The sequence below is a fragment of the Arthrobacter sp. R-11 genome, from assembly GCF_049913155.1.
Taxonomy (GTDB): Bacteria; Actinomycetota; Actinomycetes; order Actinomycetales; family Micrococcaceae; genus Arthrobacter.
The window spans coordinates 2,399,945-2,419,013 of sequence record NZ_CP183979.1 but is presented as its reverse complement, the minus strand read 5'-3'; the positions used below and the strand labels follow the sequence as shown (position 1 = coordinate 2,419,013).

General features: G+C 64.8%; 15 protein-coding genes. 11 read left to right on the top strand and 4 right to left on the bottom strand.

Features of this window, described 5'->3' with window-relative positions:
• The first annotated feature begins 27 nt into the window (after window positions 1–27).
• From ACN9M4_RS10890 to ACN9M4_RS10845, 10 genes are all read left to right on the top strand, one after another.
• Window positions 28–1,818, top strand: coding sequence for a glycerol-3-phosphate dehydrogenase/oxidase (locus ACN9M4_RS10890; RefSeq protein ID WP_426303448.1), 1,791 nt, complete (start codon window positions 28–30; stop codon window positions 1,816–1,818).
• Between the two features lie 172 nt (window positions 1,819–1,990).
• Window positions 1,991–2,740, top strand: a complete 750-nt coding sequence (locus ACN9M4_RS10885) for an MIP/aquaporin family protein (protein WP_426297774.1) — start codon at window positions 1,991–1,993, stop codon at window positions 2,738–2,740.
• A 49-nt stretch (window positions 2,741–2,789) separates the two neighbouring features.
• Window positions 2,790–4,304, top strand: a complete 1,515-nt coding sequence (gene glpK / locus ACN9M4_RS10880; RefSeq protein ID WP_426297772.1) for a glycerol kinase GlpK — start codon at window positions 2,790–2,792, stop codon at window positions 4,302–4,304.
• Between the two features lie 350 nt (window positions 4,305–4,654).
• Window positions 4,655–7,180 (top strand): leucine--tRNA ligase, encoded by a 2,526-nt coding sequence (leuS, locus tag ACN9M4_RS10875; RefSeq protein WP_426297770.1) that lies wholly within the window; start codon window positions 4,655–4,657, stop codon window positions 7,178–7,180.
• 86 nt (window positions 7,181–7,266) lie between these two features.
• On the top strand, window positions 7,267–8,262 hold the full coding sequence (locus tag ACN9M4_RS10870; protein WP_426297768.1) for a DegV family protein: 996 nt from the start codon (window positions 7,267–7,269) through the stop codon (window positions 8,260–8,262).
• A 94-nt stretch (window positions 8,263–8,356) separates the two neighbouring features.
• Window positions 8,357–9,250, top strand: coding sequence for a helix-hairpin-helix domain-containing protein (locus ACN9M4_RS10865; protein ID WP_426297766.1), 894 nt, complete (start codon window positions 8,357–8,359; stop codon window positions 9,248–9,250).
• Window positions 9,250–11,082 (top strand): ComEC/Rec2 family competence protein, encoded by a 1,833-nt coding sequence (locus ACN9M4_RS10860; RefSeq protein WP_426297764.1) that lies wholly within the window; start codon window positions 9,250–9,252, stop codon window positions 11,080–11,082. Before ACN9M4_RS10865 ends, ACN9M4_RS10860 begins: the two co-directional genes overlap by 1 nt.
• Before the next feature lie 802 nt (window positions 11,083–11,884).
• Window positions 11,885–12,436, top strand: a complete 552-nt coding sequence (locus ACN9M4_RS10855) for an RNA 2'-phosphotransferase (protein ID WP_426297762.1) — start codon at window positions 11,885–11,887, stop codon at window positions 12,434–12,436.
• A gap of 83 nt (window positions 12,437–12,519) precedes the next feature.
• The gene (locus ACN9M4_RS10850) at window positions 12,520–13,167 is read left to right on the top strand and encodes a T6SS immunity protein Tdi1 domain-containing protein (RefSeq protein WP_426297760.1); all 648 of its coding nucleotides are present in this window, start codon (window positions 12,520–12,522) and stop codon (window positions 13,165–13,167) included.
• A gap of 100 nt (window positions 13,168–13,267) precedes the next feature.
• On the top strand, window positions 13,268–13,759 hold the full coding sequence (locus tag ACN9M4_RS10845; RefSeq protein WP_426297758.1) for a suppressor of fused domain protein: 492 nt from the start codon (window positions 13,268–13,270) through the stop codon (window positions 13,757–13,759).
• Window positions 13,760–13,878: 119 nt separating this feature from the next.
• Here ACN9M4_RS10845 and ACN9M4_RS10840 read toward each other — a convergent pair whose 3' ends face one another.
• Both ACN9M4_RS10840 and ACN9M4_RS10835 read right to left on the bottom strand, forming a co-directional pair.
• Window positions 13,879–14,745 (bottom strand): DUF6994 family protein, encoded by an 867-nt coding sequence (locus tag ACN9M4_RS10840; RefSeq protein ID WP_426297756.1) that lies wholly within the window; start codon window positions 14,743–14,745, stop codon window positions 13,879–13,881.
• Window positions 14,746–14,881: 136 nt separating this feature from the next.
• Window positions 14,882–15,103 carry a hypothetical protein gene (locus ACN9M4_RS10835; RefSeq protein ID WP_426297754.1) on the bottom strand — a complete coding sequence of 74 codons (222 nt, stop codon included), beginning with the start codon at window positions 15,101–15,103 and terminating at the stop codon, window positions 14,882–14,884.
• A gap of 406 nt (window positions 15,104–15,509) precedes the next feature.
• On the opposite strand from ACN9M4_RS10835, the gene ACN9M4_RS10830 reads away from it, so the two are divergent.
• Window positions 15,510–16,367, top strand: coding sequence for a hypothetical protein (locus ACN9M4_RS10830; protein ID WP_426297752.1), 858 nt, complete (start codon window positions 15,510–15,512; stop codon window positions 16,365–16,367).
• A 96-nt stretch (window positions 16,368–16,463) separates the two neighbouring features.
• Here the strand turns inward: ACN9M4_RS10830 and ACN9M4_RS10825 are convergent, their stop codons facing one another.
• A complete protein-coding gene (locus tag ACN9M4_RS10825; RefSeq protein ID WP_426297750.1) occupies window positions 16,464–16,751 on the bottom strand; it encodes a hypothetical protein in 288 nt (95 codons plus the stop codon).
• Window positions 16,752–17,295: 544 nt separating this feature from the next.
• On the bottom strand, window positions 17,296–18,402 hold the full coding sequence (locus ACN9M4_RS10820) for a hypothetical protein (protein WP_426297748.1): 1,107 nt from the start codon (window positions 18,400–18,402) through the stop codon (window positions 17,296–17,298).
• Between the last annotated feature and the right edge of the window lie 667 nt (window positions 18,403–19,069).

Below are 19,069 nucleotides of genomic sequence, written 5' to 3'. Positions count from 1 at the left end.
ATGGGTGTGCAAGATGCGTCCGGCGTGATGCGGCGCACGACCCCAAGCCCCAGGAGAGCAGTTTTGGGACACACCACGAACACCCCTTCCGCAGCAAACGTGCGGGCCTCGGCAGCAGCGTTGCGCAGCCGCCCGCACGCCCGGGTACTGATCATCGGCGGCGGCATCAACGGCGTCGGCACCTTCCGTGACCTGGCCCTGCAGGGCGTGGACGTTGCCCTTGTCGAACGCGGGGATTTCTGCCAGGGGGCCAGCGGTGCCTCCTCGCACATGATCCATGGCGGCATCCGCTACCTCGAGAACGGCGAGTTCCGGCTGGTGCGCGAGTCCGTCGTCGAACGCAACCGCCTGCTGAAGATCGCCCCGCACTACGTCAAGCCGCTGCAGACCACCATCCCGATCTTCAGCACTTTCTCCGGCGTCCTGTCCGCTCCGCTGCGCTTCCTGACCCACAAGCAGGGCAAGCCGAAGGAGCGGGGCGCCTTCCTCATCAAGCTCGGCCTGAGCCTGTACGACTCTTTCTCCCGGGACGGCGGCAGCGTCCCGCGCCACCAGTTCCGCGGCCGGGACGCAGCACTGGCCGAACTGCCCGCGCTGGATCCCAAGGTGAAGTACACCGCCACCTACTTCGATGCCTCGGTCCACAACCCGGAGCGGCTCACGCTCGACGTGCTGCAGGACGGCGCTCAGGCCGGCGCCGGCAGCGCCCTCAGCGGTGGCTCCGCGAGGGCCAGCAACTACATCTCGCTCGTCTCGATGGCCGACGGCGAAGCGCGGCTACGCGACGAACTCACCGGCGAGGAGTTTACCTTCCGGGCCGACGTCATCGTCAACACCACCGGCGCCTGGGTGGACCTGACGAACAACGCGCTGGGCCAGCCGAGCACCTTCATGGGCGGCACCAAGGGCTCGCACATCGTGCTGGACCACCCGGAACTGCTGGCAGCGTGCAAGGGCCGGGAAATCTTCTTCGAGCACACGGACGGGCGGATCGTGCTGATCTACCCGATGGGCGACCGGGTCCTGGTGGGAACCACAGACGTCGATGCGGATATGGCAGAGGACGCCGTCTGCACCGAAGGAGAGATCGACTACTTCTTCGAACTGGTCGGAAATGTCTTCCCGGCCATCAAGGTCGAACGCAGCCAGATTGTCTACAGCTTCTCCGGCGTCCGGCCGCTGCCCCGCCATGACGACACCCAGCCGGGCTTCGTCTCCCGCGATTACCGCATCGAGCGGAGCGTCCCGGGTGGGGCGGGTTCCGCCGTCGTCCTCTCCCTGGTGGGCGGCAAGTGGACCACCTTCCGAGCGCTGGCCGAACACCTCAGCAACGAGGTGCTGGCCGAACTGAAGGTGGACCGCAAAGTCTCGACGGCGAAACTCGCCATCGGGGGCGGCGCCGGCTTCCCCTCCACCGAGGAAAGCGTGCAGGAGTGGATCAAGCGGCACATGTCTGCCGGCTTCGGTGCCGAACGGGTGGCGGACCTCCTGGCCCGCTACGGTACCCGCGCCGAAGACGTGCTGGGCTACCTGAAGGCCGGCGACGATGAACTGCTGCGCTCCACCCACGAACTGAGCGTGCGCGAGCTGCAGTACATGGCGGGGCATGAGCAGATCGGCCACCTCGTGGACGTGCTGATCCGGCGAACCTCGCTGGCCTTCCGCGGACTCGTCACAGGGGAACTGCTGAACGAACTGGCCGAGGTCCTGGCCGGTCCGCTGGGCTGGGCCGAGGCCCGCAAGGCCGACGAAATCCGGCACGCCCAGGACGTGCTCCAGCGCTTCCACAGGGTCACGGTGCACAGCCTCGTGTCCTGACGCCGGAACGTGGAATGTGGTTCCCGCCCACCCGGCGCGGGAACCCGGGCGGGGGAACCGTGCTGCACGACACCCCCGCCGCCGGCCGGTTGCACCCCGCCGGCCGGTACTAAAGGAATGCGCGGCCCCCGGAACCCGCGGGGCCCGCATCAGTAAGAATGAGGAGTCAAAGATGTCTCTTGGAATTGTTTTCCTGTCCGAAGTATTCGGCACGGCGATGCTGACCCTGCTGGGCTGCGGCGTCGTGGCCAACGTGGCGCTGAAGGGGACGAAGGGCAACAGTGGCGGGTTCCTGATGGTCACCTGGGGGTGGGGCATCGCCGTGTTCGCGGGCGTCTTCGTGGCCGCCAAGTCCGGCGCCCACCTTAATCCCGCCGTCACCCTCGGCCTGTTGGTGAACGGCAAGGCCGAGTACGCTCCGGGCGTCGCGGTGGACTTCGCCTCCACACTGACGTATTTCGGCGGCGAACTGCTCGGCGCCCTCCTCGGTGCGGTGGTTTGCTGGCTGGCCCATAAACAGCATTTCGACGCCGAACCGATGGCCGCCAACAAGCTGGGCGTCTTCTCCACGGGCCCGGCCATCCGAACCGTGCCGTGGAACCTGGTCACCGAAGTCATCGGCACCTTCGTGCTGGTCTTCGTCATCCTGACCTTCGGCGGCACCCCCTCCGGCCTGGGGCCGCTGGCCGTGGCGCTGCTGGTTGTCGGCATCGGCGTCTCCCTGGGCGGCCCCACCGGCTACGCGATCAACCCTGCCCGTGACCTCGGCCCGCGCATCGCCCACGCCATCCTGCCCATCAAGGGCAAGGGCTCCAGCGACTGGGCCTACTCCTGGGTTCCCGTTGTGGGCCCGCTGATCGGCGGCACCTTCGCCGGCCTTGTTGCGCTCTGGGTTCCCATCATTGCCACCGCGGCCAAGTAATCTCCAAGCACACCAGACAGAACAGAACCGGAAAGACAAGGACGTCATCGTGAACCAGTACGTAATCGCCATTGACCAGGGCACCACCAGCTCGCGTGCCATCGTGTTCGACCACACGGGCAACATCGTTTCCACCGGCCAGATGGAGCACGAGCAGATCTTCCCGCAGGCCGGCTGGGTGGAGCACAACCCCGCGGAAATCTGGGACAACGTGCGGGAAGTCATCGGCTCCGCGCTATCCAAGGCGAGCCTGACGCGCCACGACATCGCCGCCGTCGGCATCACCAACCAGCGCGAGACCGCCGTCGTCTGGGACAAGAACACGGGCGAGCCGGTCTACAACGCCATCGTCTGGCAGGACACCCGGACGCAGGCGATCGTGGACGAACTGGCCGCCGACGGGGGAGTGGAGCGCTTCAAGCAGAAGGTGGGCCTGCCCCTGGCAACCTACTTCTCCGGCACCAAGATCAAATGGATCCTGGACAACGTCGAAGGTGCCCGCGCCAGGGCCGAAGCCGGGGACCTCATCTTCGGCAACACCGACGCCTGGGTGCTTTGGAACCTGACCGGCGGCCCCGACGGCGGCGTGCACGCCACGGACGTCACCAACGCCTCGCGCACCATGTTCATGGACCTGGAAACCCTGCAGTGGGACCAGGAGATCCTGGACGCCTTCGGTGTTCCGGCCTCCATGATGCCGGCCATCCTCTCCTCCTCGGAGGTGTACGGGCAGGTGCACAGCTCCCAGCTGCTCCGGGAGGTGCCGGTGTCCGGCATCCTCGGCGACCAGCAGGCCGCCACCTTCGGCCAGGCCGCCTTCCAGCCCGGCGAGGCGAAGAACACCTACGGCACCGGCTGCTTCCTGATCTTCAACACCGGCGAGGAAATCGTCCACTCGAAGAACGGATTGCTGACCACCCTCGGGTACAAGCTGGGCGACGCCAAGCCGCACTACGCCCTGGAAGGCTCCATCGCCGTCACCGGTTCCCTGATCCAATGGCTGCGCGACAACCTGGGCATGATTTCCACCGCCCCGGAGGTCGAGACCCTGGCCGCAGGAGTCCAGGACAACGGCGGCGTGTACATTGTCCCGGCCTTCTCCGGCCTGTTCGCCCCCTACTGGCGGGCCGACGCCCGCGGCGCCATCGTTGGCCTGACCCGCTTCGCCAACAAGGGGCACATCGCCCGTGCGGCCCTGGAGGCCACCGCCTTCCAGACCCGCGAGGTGCTCGACGCCGTCAACGCCGACTCCGGTGTTCCGCTCACCGAGCTGAAGGTCGACGGCGGCATGGTCGCCAACGAGGCGCTCATGCAGTTCCAGGCGGACATCCTGGGCGTTCCCGTCGTCCGTCCGAAAGTCGTGGAAACCACGGCTCTCGGCGCCGCCTACGCGGCCGGCCTCGCCGTCGGCTTCTGGAAGGACCTCGGCGAGCTGTCCGCGAACTGGGGCGAGGACAAGCGCTGGGAGCCGCAGCTTCCCGTGGAAGAGCAGGAACGGCAGCTGCGCCTGTGGAAGAAGGCCGTCACCAAGTCCATGGACTGGGTGGACGAGGACGTTAGGTAGTACCAGCCTCCGTTGAGGGAGGCCGCACTTGCCCCGCCCGTCCCCGGCTGCTCCCACCGCTCGCAAGCTCGCGGCGGGGCCCTCGCAACCGGGGGCCCATCGCGGCAGCCACCACACCCGGGCGAAGTGCGGCCTCCCTCAACGCTCCGTAGCCAACGGCCCCTGCCCCAGGCCATGGGATTGGTGCGATAGAGTGTTTGTATGCGTGCGATCCTTCTGCTTAGCTAGCCGCCCGGTACCGGAATTACCGAGCGGCCGCCCCTCCTTGTCGAGGGGCTTTTGTGTGTCCGGGCATGTGCCGGGCTGCAGCAGGAGGCAATACCGCCAACGAAGAACAGAAGAGGGCAGCAGTGAGCGTTCACCCGGAGACCGAAACCGGAGCACAGGCAGGCACGGCGGGCACCCCCGAAGAGGGTGTGTACAGCTTCGCCGCGATGGAGGCCAAGTGGCCGCAGGTGTGGGAGGACCTCAAGGTCTTCACCCCCGCGGACGACGGCTCCCGCGAGCGTCGCTACGTGCTGGACATGTTCCCGTACCCCTCCGGCGACCTGCACATGGGCCACGCCGAAGCGTTCGCCATGGGCGACGTCGTCGCGCGGTACCTGCGCCAGAAGGGTTACGACGTCCTGCACCCGATCGGCTGGGACTCCTTCGGCCTGCCCGCCGAGAACGCCGCCATCAAGCGCAACGCCCACCCGAGCGAGTGGACCTACGCCAACATCGACACCCAGGCGGCCTCCTTCAAGCGGTACGCCATCTCCGCCGACTGGTCCCGCCGCCTGCACACCTCGGACCCCGAGTACTACCGCTGGACCCAGTGGCTGTTCAAGCGCTTCTACGAGCGCGGCCTGGCCTACCGCAAGGACTCCCCGGTCAACTGGTGCCCCAAGGACCTGACCGTGCTGGCGAACGAGCAGGTCGTCAACGGTGCCTGCGAGCGCTGCGGCACCCCGGTCACCAAGAAGTCCCTGAACCAGTGGTACTTCAAGATCACCGAATACGCCGACCGCCTGCTGGATGACATGTCCGAACTGCAGGGGCACTGGCCCGAGCGTGTCCTGGCCATGCAGCGCAACTGGATCGGCCGCTCCGAGGGCGCCCACGTGCGCTTCGTCATCGAAGCCGCCGGCGGGCGTCCCGAAAAGGAAGTCACGGTCTTCACCACCCGTCCGGACACCCTGTACGGGGCAACGTTCTTCGTCGTCGCGGCCGACGCCCACCTCGCCCTGGACCTGGTCACCCCGGAGCAGCACGACGAGCTCATGGCCTACCGCGAAAAGGTCAAGGCACTCTCCGAAATCGAGCGCCAGTCCACCGAACGCGAAAAGACCGGCGTCTTCACGGGCCGCTACGCGATCAACCCGCTCAACGGCGAGAAGCTGCCCGTCTGGGCCGCGGACTACGTCCTGGCCGACTACGGCACCGGCGCCATCATGGCCGTTCCCGCGCACGACCAGCGCGACCTCGACTTCGCCAAGGCCTTCGGCCTGCCGGTCCGGGCCGTCCTGGACACCGGCGCCGAGGACCCGGCGGAAAGCGGCATCGCCACCTCCGGGGAAGGCACCCTGAAGAACTCCGGCGATCTGGACGGCCTGTCCAAGGCAGAGGCCATCCCCGCGGCGATCGAGATCCTGGAGAAGCTCGGCACGGGCGAAAAGTTCGTGAACTTCCGCCTCCGCGACTGGCTGCTGAGCCGCCAGCGCTTCTGGGGCACTCCGATCCCGATCATCCACTGCGCCGAATGCGGCGAAGTTCCGGTCCCGGACGAGCAGCTGCCCGTCACGCTGCCGGAGGACCTGCGCGGCGAGGCGTTGGCCCCGAGGGGAACCTCCCCGCTGGCCGCCGCCTTGGAATGGGTCAACGTGGAATGCCCCAACTGCGGCCGGGCTGCGCAGCGCGACACGGATACCATGGACACCTTCGTGGACTCCTCCTGGTACTTCCTGCGCTTCGTCTCGCCGCACTTCACCGAAGGTCCCTTCGACCCGGCGAAGATCAACGAATGGATGCCGGTCGGCCAGTACGTGGGCGGCGTCGAGCATGCCATCCTGCACCTGCTCTACGCCCGCTTCTTCACCAAGGTCGTGCACGACATGGGCCTGCTGGACGCGGACGAACCGTTCAGTGCTCTGCTGAACCAGGGCCAGGTGCTCAACGGCGGCAAGGCCATGAGCAAGTCCCTGGGCAATGGCGTGGACCTTGGCGAGCAGCTGGACAAGTTCGGTGTGGACGCCGTGCGCCTGACCATGGTGTTCGCCTCCCCACCGGAGGACGACGTCGACTGGGCGGACGTTTCGCCCGCCGGTTCGGCGAAGTTCCTGGCGCGTGCCTGGCGCCTCGGCCAGGACGTCGGCAGCGCCCCCGGCGTCGACTTCTCCGGCGGCGACCGTGCCCTGCGCTCCGTGACCCACCGCACCATCGCCGAAGCAGCGGAACTGTTGGACAACAACAAGTTCAACGTCGTCGTGGCCAAGCTGATGGAGCTGGTGAACGCCACCCGCAAGACCATCGACTCCGGAGCCGGCGGGGCGGATCCTGCCGTCCGCGAAGCCGTCGAGGCCGTTGCCGTCATCCTGAGCCTCTTCGCCCCGTACACCGCCGAAGACCTCTGGAACCAGTTGGGCCACCCGGCCTCGGTGGCAAACGCCGGCTGGCCGGTCCACGACGACTCGCTGCTGGTCCAGGAAACGGTCACCGCGGTGGTCCAGGTTCAGGGCAAGGTCCGCGACCGCCTCGAGGTCTCTCCGGACATTGCGGAGGACGCTCTGCGCGAACTGGCACTGGCCAGCGAAAACGTGCAACGTGCACTCGATGGGCGTGGTATCCGTACGGTGATCGTGCGGGCCCCCAAACTGGTGAACATCGTCCCGGCTTAGCCGGGAAGGCCGCCGGCTTCCGGCCGGCGGCCTTTTCATCACCCAGCCTGCCGCGCTTCCAGCGCTGACCCGTCCAGGAGGTGCCCTTGCCGGACCGCGAACCGCCTGCCTGGCTGTGGCTCAAACAGCGACTGCCCCGGCTGCGGCAGTCGACGACGCCGGGCCGCGCCCCGGCTGCGGCGCCCGCCGTCGTACGTACCGCCGTCGTGACCGATTCCGCCGCGGCGCTACCCGCCGACTGGGTGAAGGCCTTTGTCGCCGACGGCCGGCTGGCCGTGGTTCCGATGCCCGTGATGGTGGGCGAGGAAATCTTCGGCGAAGGCGAGGACGACATCACCACCACCCTGGCCCTGGCGCTGGCCTCGGGGTCGGCCGTGAAGACGTCCAGGCCCTCGCCCGGGCAGTTCGAACAGGCGTACCTGGCCGCGGCTACCCGCGGATTCGAGTCGGTCGTGTCCATCCATATCTCGGCCGAGCTCTCCGGAACTGTCGACGCCGCGAAGCTTGCTGCCGGCCGGGTTCCGATCCCGGTGGAAGTCCTCGATTCCCGCACGGTCGGAATGGCCCAGGGAATGGGCGTGCAAAGCGCCCTCCTGGCGGCGGCCGCGGGCCGCTCCGCGGCGGAAGTGCGCGACTTTGCGGAGGAACGGCTCCGCCGCACCAAGGTCTACTTCTATGTGCCCAGCCTTGAGCAACTGCGCCGGGGCGGGCGGATCGGTGCGGCGGCTTCGCTGCTGGGCACCATGCTCGCCATCAAGCCGATCCTGGCAGTCGACGGCGGCCGGATCGTCCCGCTCGAAAAGGTCCGCTCCGCCGCGAAGGCCGTTGCCCGGCTCGAAGAGATCGTCGCCGCAGACGTCGCGGCCCGGCCGGCAGGAGAGGCCAGGCTGGCGGTCCACCATTTCGGGAACCTCGCCGAGGCGGAGGGCCTGGCCGGACGGCTCGCAGCCCTGTGCTCGGGTACGCCGAAAGCGCAGCTCAGTGCCCTGCCGGCGGTGCTCGGTGCCCACGCGGGCCTGGGCGTTCTTGCCGTGATCGTCGGCGAAAGCAGCACCCCGGGCTCGGTCGTTCCGGAGCAGTAGCTCTGTTCCTCAACAGGCTCCGCCGGGGCGGGGCTTTCCACATAGCACCCGCAGGCGGCGGCTGGGCTGCCTGACGGAACCTAGGCTCGGAGTCATGCCGCGCCGGAACCGAGACCCGCTAGTCGGCGATGCTGCGCGCGCAGCCAGGCACCGGTTGAAATCCCGCCTGGGCATCATGGAAGAGGATGCGGCGCTTCGGGAGACAGCCGCCCCCGGGGAGTCCCCGGCGCCCTCCGAGCCGGGAGAAGCGCTCCTGCTGCCGGGGCGGGAAACGAGTTACTCCGCACTGGAGGAGCCGGACTGGGAAGGCGGGCAGCCCGGCCGGGCCGTCCGCTTCCGCTGGCGGGTTCCTTGGCGGGTGCCGGCGCTGCTCCTGCTTCCGGCTGTGCTGCTGGCCGCCTGGATCGGCTGGCAGGCCTGGGCCGGACGGCCACCCGCCGAGCAGCTGGGCTCGGCCGACGGGACGCCAGCAACTGTTCCGGGTCCTGCTCCGACAGGCGAAGGTCCCGGCCCGGAGGCCCCCGGGGCAGCCCTCATCGTGGTCCACGTGGCCGGCGCCGTGAAGAAGCCGGGCATAGTCAGCCTGCCCGCGGGCTCCCGGGTCTTCGAGGCCATCTCGGCGGCGGGAGGCGCGGCCGCCGGATCGTCCTTGGACAGTCTCAACCTGGCCGCGGTGGTCCAGGACGGCGCAAAGATCCAGGTTCCACGGGCGGGGGAGCCGCCTCCAACTGCAGAAGGTGGCGCCGGAGGGGCCGGGGCAACTGCCACCGGGTCCGGCAACGGCACCGCAGCGGGCGCCAAGATCAACATCAACACCGCCTCCGCCGGGGAGTTGGACGAGCTGCCCAGGGTCGGTCCGGTCCTGGCCGAGCGGATCGTGGCCTGGCGGGAAGAGCACGGACCATTCGCAGCCGTCGAAGAACTCGACGCCGTGGAGGGCGTGGGGCCCAAGATGCTCGAAGCGCTCCTTCCCTTGGTGACCATCTGATGTCCGGCCGCAGGCCGCCGCACGGCCCCGGAACCGGGAACGAGGCACACGGCGACGACGTCCGTGTCGCCAGCGATCCGGGACCGCGGCTGGACCTGCGGCTCGTGCCCTCCGCAGTGTTGGCATGGACTGCCGCCTTGGCCGGCAACCACCTGCCCCCGGCTTGGACGAGCGGGGTCGCGGTGTTCCTGCTTGCCGGCGCGGTGTTGCTGCTCGTGGTCGGCCGGCGGACGCCAGCCCTGCGGACGGCCAGGAACCTGGGTACGGTGCGGACCGGCAGGCGGCTGCGTGCCGGCCGGACGCCCCGTACGGGGCGCCGTAGCCTGGCAGCCGCATTGTCGCTGGCGTGCCTCCTGGGTGCCGCGGCAGCGGCGCATACATTGACCGTGTCCGCTGCCCGATCAAGCCTTCCCGTCACAGGCGGACCAGGCGGCACCGCCCTCGCGAACCTCGTGGTCACCGGTGAAGCCAAGGAAGTCCGCGCCGGAGGCGGAAGGGCCGAACGCTGGATCCTTAGCGCCGAATTGCTGGAACTCGCCGCGGACGGCAAGCTCTACCGTCCGGCCACCCGGATTTTGGTGGTAGGCGGCGCCGGTTGGCGGGAGCCCCGGACCGGAGAGCAGATCCGGGCTGCCGGAAAGCTCGTGCCGGCCCGCCCCGGACAGGTGGAAACGGCCGTCTTTACCGCGAGCACCCGGCCTCTGCCTGCACAAGGCAGCCTGCAACACACGGCCCGAGCTGCCACCCGTGAATTTCCTGGTGCCGGACCGGGGACGGTGCCGGATTGGGCAGCAGCGATGAGGGAGCGATACCGAGGCGCCGCGGCTCAACCCGGGGGCGATCCGGCCGGCCTGCTGCCGGGAATGGTCATCGGCGATACGGAGGGCATGGACGAAGGACTTGTCGCGGCCATGCGAGACACGGGCACGACGCATCTGACCGCGGTGAGTGGAGCGAACTGCAGCCTGATCCTGGGGTTGCTGATTGTCCTGGCCAGGAGTTGCCGTCTCGGCCGGGCAGCGGCGGCTGCCGTGGCGCTGGGCGGCCTTGGTGGCTTTGTGTGGCTGGTCGGGCCGGAACCGAGCGTGCTTCGGGCCGCTGTTATGGGCGGGATTGGTCTGCTTGCGATCAGCAGCGGGCGGCCGGGGCGCAGCCTGGGATTTCTTTGCCTTGCCGTCGCGGTGCTCATCGTTGGCGAGCCGTCCTTGGCCGGCAGCCCTGGTTTCCTGCTCTCGGTCCTCGCCACCCTGGGGATCGTCCTGCTGGCCCGGCCGCTCATGGCCAGGGCGCCGGAGTGGTTGCCCCGGCCCGTCGGGGCAGCCTTGGCTGTGCCTCTGTCCGCGCAGTTGTTCTGCGCGCCCGTCATTGTGGGACTGCAGCCGCAGTTCACGGTCTTTTCCCTGCTGGCGAACGTCGTCATGGCACCGTTCGTCGCGCCCGTGACGGTCTTCGGAACGCTGGCGGTGCCCGTGCTGGCGGTCCATGAGGGCGCGGCAACCGTCTTCCTGTGGGCAGCCGCGGTGTGTGCCGGGGCGATCGCCGCAATTGCGCGCTTCCTCGCCGGGCTGCCGGGAGCCGTGCTGCCGTGGCCCGAGGGAGGGTGGGGAATGGTCACCATGGCGCTGTGCTCCGCCGGGAACCTGGCCTTGCTTTGGATGCTCCTGCACCCGGCCGACTGCGTGCGCCTTGCCCTGGCCAGCCACGGCCACGTGGTGGAAAGGATCGCTGTCCTCGAGGCCTGGCTGGAACGCCGGTCCGCGCATGCTTTTTCCCAACCAGTGTCCCGAACTCGGTACCGCACGGCAAACGGCACTGGACCGCCTAAAGCATGAGATCCAACGGATGGGCCGGAGATGCAATTGACGCCGTCAAGATGCGGCACAGTGTCCTGTCCGCGCAAATGTTCGATCATTCGACGATCCACTGCCGTCCGAAATGGTCCTTCGATTCACAACGCCGAAGGGTCAGCCTGGCACTTGGGGAGAGGCTTGTATTGTTGCGAATAGGGAAATGGAACGCCCTCTAAAGAAACAGGTATGCCTTCGGCTCGCCAATAACCGCTTGGACAGGTAACTAGTGTCTTCTCCACTCTTGGCCGACGATGATTTGCCACCCGGCTTTACATATCCGCGGGAGTTCCTGCGACTTGTAGACATAGGCTTGTTTGAGATCGAGCCCTGGTGGATCTTGACAGGTGACCTGCTTCGCGGGCTGCAACGCGGGTTGCGCGAACGGTACTCATCGAGAAACCTAGTCCTGTTCGCAAAGAGAACTGACAACGACGACTGTGCCTGCTGGGACCTAGATAGCGGGAGAGTCTCAATAATCCACGACTTTGCTTCACCGGGCTGGGAACAGCGGCGTGATTTTGAAGATTTTTCAAAGTGGCTGCATGCAGCCGTAGATGACATGCTCGAATTCTGATATTGAGGGACCCTTGTCCATCGAACCACATCGAAGACGCATAGCGAGGTCGTGGTCCCAGATGAGCAGTCAGACAGAGGCGACAGCTCGGCCGCACCCAGTGGCAAATGGGTCAGCAGATGATTCGGGACTTCGTGACTTGCGGCAAACCGCGTACGCCTTTCGAGCCGGTACTAGGGTTGCCGAACGGATATGGGAGGAAGTGGTTTCGTGACGATAAGCGATGCCGACCTCAGCCGAGTTGTCTCCCATGCCCTCCGTCATGAACCTTGGCTGTACGAGCTGGAGCTCGATGAGGAGGGCTGGGTGCCGATCGACCAGCTGCTTCTGGCCCTCCGTGAAAAGGGCGGTGACTGGGTTTCGGTCGATCGCGCCTCCTTGGAAAATATGATCACTACTGCCTCCAAGCGTCGTCACGAACTTGACGGTCGTCGCATCCGAGCGCTGTACGGCCACTCTGTGCCTGCCCGCATACAGAAGGATCCAGCCAGCCCGCCGGCTCGCTTGTTTCACGGGACCGCGCCGGAAACCTGGACCTTGATCCAGGCCGATGGGTTGCTGCCGATGCGACGCCAGTTCGTGCATATGTCCGTTGACCGTGAGACTGCTACGTTGGTGGGGCGACGCAAGAGTTCCACCCCGCTCATCCTCACAATCGATACCGCAGCGGCAGCCTCAGGTGGGACTACCTTCTATCGAGGCAACGAATTGGTGTGGCTCGCTGACAGGGTCCCAGCCCGGTTCATCGACATCGTCGTGTAGTGCGGTGACCGGGCGGATACTACTTGTGACATGAGGGCATTTCGACGACCATCGCGGCACCGATCTTTTGAGAGGCTCTCTTAATGTTTGAACGTTTTCGGGCAGTGTATGGCCCACTGAGGGACACGCCTAAGGCCGGCGCGGTCTGGGAGGACGAGAGGCTGGTCCAGGTCGAGGGCTACGCCGAGTTCGCAGCAGAGTTTTCCGGGGCTTCCTTCGGGAACGGGCTGTACCGGGTTCATGACGATCGCAGTGGCCCCTTGGCTTTCACCCTGATCGCCAACGAATTCCCGGATTTCGCCTCGAGGGTTTGCCCGGTGGGCTACGACTGGCTCGGGAGACAGTTCGCAGTTGACTCAGGCCGCCTGACTGCAGGGCAGCCCCAGATATTGCTCCTTGAACCGGGCACCGGCGAAGCCCTGGAGATCCCTGTGCCTTTCACCGGGTTACACGAGGAAGAACTCATCGAGTACCCAGACGCAGCCTTGGCGTCGGACTTTTTCGATGTGTGGTCAGCCGCCAACGCCGGTGCACTGCCGCTGCGCCGCGATCAATGTGTCGGTTACCGCGTTCCGCTGTTTCTCGGCGGAGGAGACGTGGTCGAGAATCTCGAAGTCAGTGACATGGAAGTCTATTGGTCGATCTGCGGTCAACTGCGTCAAGGAACATCAACCCTGCCACCGGGAACTTCGATCAATGAGATCGCAGGGCAGTCTGGCTGGCAACAATGACGCACATTCCGGCCTTGAGGTGACAAATCTAGTCGAACACTTTGAACGTGTTCTCGGTCCGATACACTCTGGTTGGTCGCATGACCCTGACGGTGCCCGGATGCCTTTTCAGATCGTCAGGTTTTCCGGCGGCTCCGGTCCTGATTCCGTGGCCTATGCGACGCTGGGCCTGAGCGAGTATCCGTTGTCGTCGTCAACTTCAGGGCGCGCCATCAGGCAAGAGCTCCTGATGCTGGCACCGGATTCATTGACACCGGATAGCGTGGCGTCGCTGCTTCTTCAAGTTGGCTCGATGGCTCTCGGGTCGCGGCGTGCTCTGCTGCGGGGGGACGTGATCGGTACCGCCGGAGCTCTTGTTCCTGGGTCGGAATTGACGGCTTTGTACGTAACGATGCCGGTCTGTTTTCCCGATGAGTTTGCCACGTGCTCGGGTTCCGACGGCGACGTCGTTGTCGCTTGGCTGGTACCAATTACCACGCCCGAGGCAGACTTTATCTCGCGTCGGGGCTGGGACATGTTTGAGGACCAGCTTGTCGAGCAGGACCCCGATCTGATCAACTTCCAGCGTTCGCCGATAGTTCTCCATGACTAATCTCGATGGGCACTTGCCTGGTGCCGCGAGAACACGCAGAGACCTTCCGGTCTTTGACCCCCAATGGCAATGCCCGGCTACTACGAAAGGCGCTTACTTGCCGGCGCGGCTTCGACCGCTCACGGCAAAGACACCCCGCCCGCCATATCGTCAGTGGCCTGTGGCGGTTGCCACCAAGGGCAATGAACCTCAATCTCAGGGTGGTTCTTCGTGACCCATTCGGCCATCCGGCGCTTCCGTCCCGCGATGAATTCCAGAGTGGCATTCCTGTAGGTCACGTAATCCCTGGTCGTGGCCGGTATCCCGGAACTCTCGAAATTGTCGAAGTCCAGATAGAACCGCACCTCTTTGTAGTCGGGAGTCACGAGGTCTTGCAGGTGGAAGAAGTCCACGAACGCCCTGAACCCTTGCTCCCCCTGCCCGAAAAGCGCAAAGAAGTCCGCGTAGGCGTTGATGACCGCGAAGAAGTCCGCGTACGCGTCCTTGAATGCACCGGAGGGGGGATTCTCCGACTCTCCGGCGTAGTGACGCCGGATGCACTCAAGGGTGAGGTCCATGCGGTCACCGATCAGCTGACCTGTGCGACCGAACCCCCGGGCCTGGTTCATGGTGGGAGAGTCCTCCGCCCTGACGGGCCAAATCATCGCACTGCCGATGGTGTACGGCGGGTCAAGGTAGACGGACCTCTGCCCCTCGTCCAACCCGGCCATAGCGTTGACCAGAGTCGCCGGACGAGACCTGCCGGTGTAGGAGCTAGTGATGGCGTCGCTGCCGTAGCAATGCCTCTTCCCGGAGGCGTCAGTGAAGATAAGGTACTCGCTCCGTCGGGCAGTCACCTTCGGGGCAAAGAAATCTCCCGAGGGTAGTTCCTTGGTCCACAGTAGCTCGTGGTCTGCCCGGAGCTTCTGACTGTCCTGGTCGGTGTCCGGCTTGGTCTTAGACGGTGTGTCGGTCTTGTAGTCAAACGAAGTATCAAAGACGCGCATGTCCGGAGTGTATTCGCACGTCACGTTTCTGAGAACAGTTTCAACCGGCACTTTCGGTTGCGCCCCGCAGGTTTCTGGTGGTCTTGAAGGGCTGCCAGTGCGGGAGGTGTCTGGTTCAGAAAATCGCGGCGCACCCTCACTGAGCGGGTGAAGCACCGCTTTCGGGTGTCGTCGCTCCTGCCTTTGCCGACTCTGACTCCTTCTTCGTCAGCAGTTCAATCAGCTGCTCGTCGGTGATCCAGTTGTGCGTTGCCTTGCGCCTGCGGTTTCGCCACATGCCGCCGGGAACTTTCTTGTAGATCAGCGCGAACCCCACTCGTACACGGGTGCCCACCGGTAGGTGTCGCAGATCGCTCACGTCTCCTCCTCGATGTGCCGTTGTTGCGTGCTTTCGGATGTCGCTCAAGGGCGTTTGCCTTCGATTTCATTGTTCTCCTTGAGGCACAGCCCGGACAGTAGGCAGCTGACGCCCAAGGCAGAACTCCCCGAAGGTCAATAGACGCACCAGGAAAGCACCAGACACAAGAACAAGCCGGCAGGCGATGGCTGCTGAACCTTCAACTTCTGTACGTAGCCGTGCAATGCACTTACGCCACCGCTCTTCGTCAGGTTCCCCCATTAGTCTCACGCCTTGTAGGGTCCGCAGGATCCGAAAAGGTTCTCGATCCGCCAGATACTTTTTCCGATCAATGAGGGCCCGGGGCACGGGATTGGTACGTTTGCGACTATAGTTTTGAGGGTTTCTGACAGGGAACGGAGCAACCATGGAACCAGGCCCCAAGGATCTGTTGGAGCTCAGGCGGGCGGGCGAAGCCAAGCCCAAATGGTTCCTTGACTTTGTCCAGCCGCAGATCGGCGGCGGGAAATTTGATCCACGACACCTCTCGAAAATCGAGGGACACCCTGATGCAACCGCTCTTCGTATCAGCGGGCTGGACCAAGCGGTATTTGAGCGGCTGATCTCAAGCTACGGAAAACAGTTCACAGCGGTCGAGTTCTGGAAGTGCCCCAGGATTGAGGACCTCACCCCGCTTGAGGACCTGTCAGGGCTCCGGATGGTCTCGTTCTATTGGAACCAGCGGTCCATGCGACTGTGGAACCTTTCGCGGACGCCGCATCTGACTGCGTTGCGCGTGGAGGACTTCATCCGGTTCCACCGGCTGGATGACCTCTTGGACGGGCACGCACTGAGAGAACTCATCATCGGTGACGCGGTATGGAGCAAGACCACTCTCGAGACCCTTGAACCCCTGGCCTCGTTGACGGGACTGCGGAGTCTGAGCTTGCTTCCCAAAAGCATCGACGATGGTCGGATCCAGCCACTTGGCGCACTAACCAACCTCGAAAATCTGCGGATACCCTTCAACTTGTTCACTACAGAGCAGATCGCTTGGCTCCGAGCACGGTTGCCTGAAACAGTGCAATCGGACGCGTTGAACGCCCTTCTCCCGCTAACGACACCCTTGAACATCCACGGCAAGCCTCGCGATGTTCTCCTGATCGGGAAGCGTAAGCCCTGGCTCAACTCCAAGCAGGACGGGGCAAGAATCCACAAGCACGTTTCCAAGTTCGAACAACTGGTCGCCAGCTTCCGAAGCGACCCAAGCCTCGAGCCTGAGTGACCAATCGCGGATAGCCCCCAGCCGCTTTCCCGATGGCGTCCGTCGAAGGAGATCCATTCGGGCGATGGACGCAAGATAGCCCAAAGGCTGGCTGAATCAGCTTTCGCGGCCCAAGAGCTTCCGGGCGCAGCCGAGGAGCTCGGAAGCAGTCTGCTCTCGACGCTGCGGAATGTCGTCCCAGAGGTCCAAGAGGTACAAGAGTTCGTACAACTCCATCGGCTGTCCCAGTGGGAACCAGCCGTCCCGGTACATGAGCCTCGACCCAGTGAGGACGTTGATCCGCCCGTCGACGATCTCCTGTGCCCAGTACTTGAGGAGAAACCTGGCCGCTTCTTCTTCGTCTTCGTACCGGACACCCAGCTCATCGCGGACTATATTCCACATATCTGCCGCGTCGGTCCTGTCTCCTTTCGGAAGGCCCGCCAGTTCGCGAAGCGTAGGGCTGTCGTACCCTAAGACGAGAAGTTCGGTGGCAAAGTCAGGTAGCTCGTGTGGAGGGATCTGTCCCGTCTGCTCGCAGAGAAACTTCCTGGACGTGAAAACGGGTAGAGCCAGACCCGGTGCCAGCGTCCCTACGAGGATCCCTCAATGAGAAAGACTCCGGCGTCTTCGAAAGTCCTTCAGAATTACATCGAGAAACCCGGCACCAAGTGTTCTCCCGTCCGTTCGACCACAGTAGAACGCATAGGGCCCGGGCGGTCACCAAAACTTGCCCAAGCCACAATTAGCGCAACTACGACGACTACCAGCAGAAGGGCAGCAACAAGAATTCCGCGAGCATTCATACCGGCACACTAACCGGCATCCCAGGTCTCATTGGGCAATCCGTTACTCGCAACGTCGCCGAAGACCCAGAATCGTAGTCGTCCCGTAAGCCGGTCCTTCACTGGGACGCTCTGCGGCCTGAGACGAGTCCGCTTCCCGGAATTCACTTCCAGGGCGGCGGGTTGTTGGCGATGATTTCCGGGGTGAGGAGCATGCCGCCGAAATCGGCGCGGGCTTGTGCCAGTGTTTGCGGGTCGGGGTCGATTTGTGCGTACCAGGGCTCCATGTCCTTGGCCTGCACGAGGTGCCTGCCTCCGCCCAGAGGCTCGATGATCCACTCGGACAGATCGTTCGCGTGCGCCAGATGGGCGTCGGTGAGGAGTTGTACGCCGTGCGCGTCGGGGATGTACTGCGCGCTCAGGTGCCTGTTGTAGCGGATCTGGGACTCCCTCACGTAGGGCAGCGCGGGCCTGCCGTTGGAAAGGTCATCCCACGTCGTGGTGTCGGCTTTGCTGTGCTGCACAAACGCCAGATCCGTGTCCACCGGGAACGCGAGCAATGGCTCGGCCAGCCGGGCCAGCCGGTCCTGCCAAAGCATCGTGTCATCCATGATGCTGTAGCAGACCCTGCCCTGGGTGCTGAGCGACATCGACACCTTCCGACGCGGCTCCGTGCGCAGATAGGTCACCCCGGCCTGCCCAAACCTCGCCGCACCGCTCGCCAGCGCCTGACCAACGTCGGGGTTCCTTGTCAGGGTCTGGTGGATGCTGCGCTGCAGGTACACGTCCGCACCTTCGAAGCGGCCCCAGTCTGAGCCCATGTGAGTGACCCTGGCCGTCAGTTCGGCCGGGACAGCCCAGCTCATCCTTCGCTCCTGCTCCTCCAGCAGGGTCAGATCGTCGGTCCGGTAGGCCGCAAAGACTGTGAGCTGTTGCGCCAGGTCATCGTTGTTTAGCCACCGTGGGAAAATCACCTGCGGCGCGGCCGTGACTTTTCCGGCCAGCCCGAGGGACTGCAGCTGTCGGGCGAAGGCATCCAACCAGGCGCGCACGCCTTGCTCGGCACCGGTCCGGCTCATCAAAGCGACCGGCCCGGCGTCCGAGTCCGAGACACCCTCGGTGAACGCATCATCACTCCACCCGGCATCCGCGGCTTCCTGGTTGGCAACCCGGACCGCGGCCTCGACCGCTTCAAGCACGTCCTTCGAACCGCGGGGCCGGAACTGCAGCCACAGTTCCTCGTACTCGGCCTTCCGCCAAGCCTTCGACAAAGCGCCCCATACAATCTCAACACCGGGCTCCGGCATTCGATCCCCCTCGTTCCCATGCGGCGGTGCCATCGCTGTCCGGCGAACATACCGCATCCCATTGCGAATAATCGAGAACGGGTTGGTCCCGAAGCATCGTCCGAAACCGTCCCACGAGCCGATCAGCTAGCAAGACAGAAGCCCCACGCGTCGAAGCGTCAGCCGCATGCATTCTTTAACTGCACACCCGATAATTTGGGGCCTCGGCCACCAATGGGTAACCACACTCACCTAGCTCATGCGCCACATCCTCAGGCTGCCAATGGCCAAGCAATTAGTGTCTCAGTGCCAGATGGTTTGGATGATTGCAGCTACCACCAGAGCGGCAGTGAACAGTGCTTTCCCTGCTCCGATGGCGCGTACGGTCCTGTATCGACGAGCCAACCCAAGCCTGCATTGTCTAAGCCTCGACCCCTGACGTTCTCGGCCCAAATCTCCGCCGTGTGTTCGTAGTTCCTCCAAGTCAGCAAGCCAACGGCAAAAACGGCAACAAGGAGTGGGATGGTTCCTGTGACCAGCCAGACATTCATGACTGCCATGGGTGGACGTAATATCAACACCGCAAGCATGGAAGAGGCCACGACGGCGATGCTCACGGCTTGGCAGGTGCGGAAGATGCGCACAAGCCGAG

What these genes read in the sequence shown, in the direction of transcription:
- ACN9M4_RS10885 (WP_426297774.1), top strand. Translation starts at nt 1,991, where the DNA reads ATGTCTCTTGGAATTGTTTTCCTGTCCGAAGTATTCGGCACGGCGATG.
- ACN9M4_RS10845 (WP_426297758.1), top strand. Translation starts at nt 13,268, where the DNA reads ATGCCTTTTCAGATCGTCAGGTTTTCCGGCGGCTCCGGTCCTGATTCC.
- ACN9M4_RS10865 (WP_426297766.1), top strand. Translation starts at nt 8,357, where the DNA reads ATGCCGCGCCGGAACCGAGACCCGCTAGTCGGCGATGCTGCGCGCGCA.
- ACN9M4_RS10890 (WP_426303448.1), top strand. Translation starts at nt 28, where the DNA reads ATGCGGCGCACGACCCCAAGCCCCAGGAGAGCAGTTTTGGGACACACC.
- ACN9M4_RS10830 (WP_426297752.1), top strand. Translation starts at nt 15,510, where the DNA reads ATGGAACCAGGCCCCAAGGATCTGTTGGAGCTCAGGCGGGCGGGCGAA.
- ACN9M4_RS10840 (WP_426297756.1), bottom strand. Translation starts at nt 14,745, where the DNA reads ATGCGCGTCTTTGATACTTCGTTTGACTACAAGACCGACACACCGTCT.
- ACN9M4_RS10825 (WP_426297750.1), bottom strand. Translation starts at nt 16,751, where the DNA reads ATGTGGAATATAGTCCGCGATGAGCTGGGTGTCCGGTACGAAGACGAA.
- ACN9M4_RS10860 (WP_426297764.1), top strand. Translation starts at nt 9,250, where the DNA reads ATGTCCGGCCGCAGGCCGCCGCACGGCCCCGGAACCGGGAACGAGGCA.
- ACN9M4_RS10850 (WP_426297760.1), top strand. Translation starts at nt 12,520, where the DNA reads ATGTTTGAACGTTTTCGGGCAGTGTATGGCCCACTGAGGGACACGCCT.